At 57.5% G+C, this 3,391-nt stretch carries 3 protein-coding genes and 1 pseudogene; 2 read left to right on the forward strand and 2 right to left on the reverse strand.

Annotation, left to right across the window (positions count from 1 at the left end; translation table 11 throughout):
• Window positions 1-620: pseudogene (locus M0974_RS12075) on the forward strand (hypothetical protein); the annotation flags it as partial.
• A 70-nt stretch (window positions 621-690) separates the two neighbouring features.
• Window positions 691-1,707, forward strand: coding sequence for a LacI family DNA-binding transcriptional regulator (locus M0974_RS12080; protein WP_297836514.1), 1,017 nt, complete (start codon window positions 691-693; stop codon window positions 1,705-1,707).
• Here M0974_RS12080 and M0974_RS12085 read toward each other — a convergent pair.
• Window positions 1,692-2,429, reverse strand: a complete 738-nt coding sequence (locus tag M0974_RS12085; protein WP_297836515.1) for an SDR family oxidoreductase — start codon at window positions 2,427-2,429, stop codon at window positions 1,692-1,694. The genes M0974_RS12080 and M0974_RS12085 overlap by 16 nt on opposite strands.
• A 181-nt stretch (window positions 2,430-2,610) precedes the next feature.
• Window positions 2,611-3,391 (reverse strand): FGGY-family carbohydrate kinase (locus M0974_RS12090; RefSeq protein WP_297836516.1); only part of this gene is annotated, 781 nt, incomplete at its 5' end.

Below are 3,391 nucleotides of genomic sequence, written 5' to 3' on the forward strand. Positions count from 1 at the left end.
CGGCAGCACTCGCCGATGCGCTGTCGAGCATGCACTCTAATATCCGGATCGTGGAAGATCGCCTTGCCCGGGACTGGTGGCTGGGGCATGAATCGCTACGCCGCCGAGGCAGAAAACCGCGAGTTGGCTGGACGGGTGACACCAGGCAATCGGATGACCTGCAAGTGGTGGCAGAGGTGTTCAAAATCCTCGCCAATGAAGTCGAATGGGTCTTCATGGGGACGTGCCCAGAAGAAATCAGCCCCTACATTCACGACCCGCAGCCCGAACCTTCTGTCGATTTTTACCCCGTAGCGCTGGCAAGTTTGAATCTCGATCTGGCATTGGTACCGCTCAAACAAACACGGTCCAATGAATTCAAAAGCAACCTGCAGGTCTTGAGGTACGGCGCTTTTGGAATACCGGTCATTTGCAGCGATCTGCGCTGCTTCCAGGACGGCCTAAACGTTACGCGGGTCAAAAACACCACTGCGGACTGGGTCGAGGCGATCCGTGCCCACATCAATGACATTGACGCTGCTGAACTCATGGGTGATGAACTGCAGCGCCAGGTCTCTGACAACTGGATGCTCGACGGGAAGCACCTCGATAATTGGTTATCTGCGTGGCTGCCTGATTGATAGTGGTAACGGTCATGTCTGGGTACACTCGTAGAAGTACCCAGACCTTCCTTTTCTCTCAAGCGACTCAATGAAAAAAATCCCTGTCAGCATCAGCGACATCGCCAAGCGGGTGAACATGACGCCGACCACGGTGTCGCGCGCGTTGAACAAACCAGAGTTGGTCAAACCCGCCACCTTGGCGCTTATCCTTGAGGTGGCCCGTGAGCTCGATTACGTGCCGAACGCTTTTGCACGCGGCCTGAAGAGCAGCCAGAGTCTGATCCTCGGCGTGATCACCGCGTCTGTGGATAACCCGTTTTACAGCGTGATGATCAAGGCAATTTCCCGTGAAGCGAAAAAGCACGGTTACACCATCATGCTGGTCGACACTGACGGTTTGGACGAGCTGGAAACCAAGGCCGTGGAGACCCTGCTGAGTTACCGCGTGGCCGGGATCATCTTGTCGCCGGTCTCGGACGAACCCGCTTATCAACCTGCTTATCTATCGCGCTTGAACTCAGGCGAAACCCCGGTGGTGTTGCTCGACCGGGTGTTGCACAACAGCCCCTTCAGCCGCGTGGCCTTGGACAATTATCAAAGTGGTTTCAAGGGCGCGCGTTATTTGCTGCAACAGAATCCGGCGATTGAACAACTGCTAGTGCTGACCGGGCCAGAACATTCGCAGATCAGCGAACAGCGTTTGAAGGGCTTTCGCGCGGGTCTTGAAAGCCACGGCAAGCCAATTCAACTCGCGGTCTATCCAGGGGATTACACCCTTGAGCCGGCGCATCAAGCCACCCTTGCCTACTTGAAACATAACCGACCTGACGCTATTTTCGGTTTCAACCAATTGATCACGCTGGGCGCCATGAGCGCTTTGCGCGATATGAATATTGCCCACGACAGCGTGGTTATCTGTGGCATCGACCGGTTGCCGTTCGCGGACATCTTCGGCGTACCCATTGCCTGCATCGCCCATGATGCCGAGTTGGCGGGCACCAGTGCTGTGCGCTTGCTGCTCAAACGCATGCACCAACCGCATGCGCCTCAGGAACAAGTGGTGATCGTCGGTGAGTTGCAAACCGGTACTCAGCGGCTGGTGTAGCCGCCGTCGATGGCAAGGCTGACCCCGCTGATCATCGACGCGGCTTCGCTGAGCAGAAACAGGATCGGCCTAGCGACTTCTGGCGTTTCGGCAAAGCGTCCCAAGGGTATTGCCGCCAACGCAGGGTCACGTTTTTCCGGGGCGCTCCACACCTGCTGGGCCATGGGCGTCAGGGTTACCGTAGGGTTGACACTGTTGACCCGAATCCCGAACTTGCCCCATTCAGCGCATTGCACCCGGGTCATGGCATCCAGCGCGGCTTTCGACGCGCAATAACTCAGATGATCATCCAGTGCGACCAATGACGCCTGGCTTGAGACGTTGACGATGCTCCCGGCGATGCCCTCGGCGATCATGCGTTTGCCTACCCGGCCAGCGACAATGGCCGCAGCGCGTGCATTCACCGCCATCACCTGATCGAACGAACCTGCGCTGACCGAGTCGGCCGCTTCAAGCCTGGCGATCCCGGCGCAATTGACCAACCCGTGCATGGCCGGAAGCGTCTCCAGAGCTAACTCCAGCGCAGCACTGTCGGCGATGTCCAGCCTCAGGACGTGGCAATTCAACCCTTGCAACTGCTCCAAGGCCTTGGGCTCGCGGCCAATAGCAAACACTTCGGCCCCCGCCGCCAGCAGTTGCTGAACCACCTCCCAGCCGATGCCGCTACTGGCACCGGTGACCAGTACGCGCTGATCACTAAAGTCGAAATACATCCGATCCATTACGCAGACCTCTGAGTGGTTCTACTGAATAAAAATATCCAAACTCTGTGGGAGAGAACTTGTTCGCGAATTTTTGAGCGCTGCGGTGTGTCAGGTATACCGAGTCAGCTTCTTCGCGAACAAGTTCGCTCCTACCGGGATTTTGGCGATACAACGATCCCCGAGCACATATCAGACGTGGTCATGCCTGCTGAAGGCGATGCATGATCGGTTTGAGGGCCGGGTACAGGTTCAGGTAGTCGGCAAACGCTGCGTCGTAACACGCAACATTGGCGGCTTTCGGTTCGGCCCGCAGGCGTAACTCGATCCAGCCTTCATCGACCTGTCGGTCATCCACCAGACCAACGCTGTGCGCAGCCAACAGGGCGGCGCCAATCGCAGCTTCAACGTCTTGAACGATGGTGTAGACCGGGTAATGCGTGATGTCGGCGATGATCTGCATCCACAGGTCCGAATGGCTGGCGCCGCCCACCACGATCAACCGTGGGTCCAACGAATGGGCGCCCCGCGCCCCGGCTTCAATATTGTGCCGAAGGGCAAAACTCACCCCTTCCAACACCGCTCGATACAGATGAATTCGGCTGTGATATAGGGTCAATCCGACAAAACTACCGCTGGCTTTGGCGTCCCAGATAGGGCTGCGCTCGCCCATCAGGTACGGCAAGAACAGCAAGCCTTCGCTGCCCGCCGGAATCTTCTGCGCCAAGCGTTCAAGCAATACATGGCTGTCTTCGCCGCTCTCGCGCGCCTGCAGTTCTTCGGCCTGACAGAACTGCTCGCGAAACCAACTGATGGAAGCGCCGGCGGTGATTGCACCACCGAAGATGTACAGGTCTTTTTGACCGTTATAAACGTGCGGCATGCTGACCAGACCGTGGCGTGCATCCACGTGCTGGTTCAGATAACCCCAGCACATGCTGGTGCCAATCATCGCCACGTGGTTTCCCGGCTGCGTAACACCG

The organism is Pseudomonas sp. (assembly GCF_026224925.1).
GTDB lineage: Bacteria > Pseudomonadota > Gammaproteobacteria > Pseudomonadales > Pseudomonadaceae > Aquipseudomonas.

Bases quoted from the DNA above. Each gene is read 5' to 3' on its own strand.
- M0974_RS12085 (WP_297836515.1), bottom strand. From the start codon at position 2,429: ATGGATCGGATGTATTTCGACTTTAGTGATCAGCGCGTACTGGTCACC.
- M0974_RS12080 (WP_297836514.1), top strand. From the start codon at position 691: ATGAAAAAAATCCCTGTCAGCATCAGCGACATCGCCAAGCGGGTGAAC.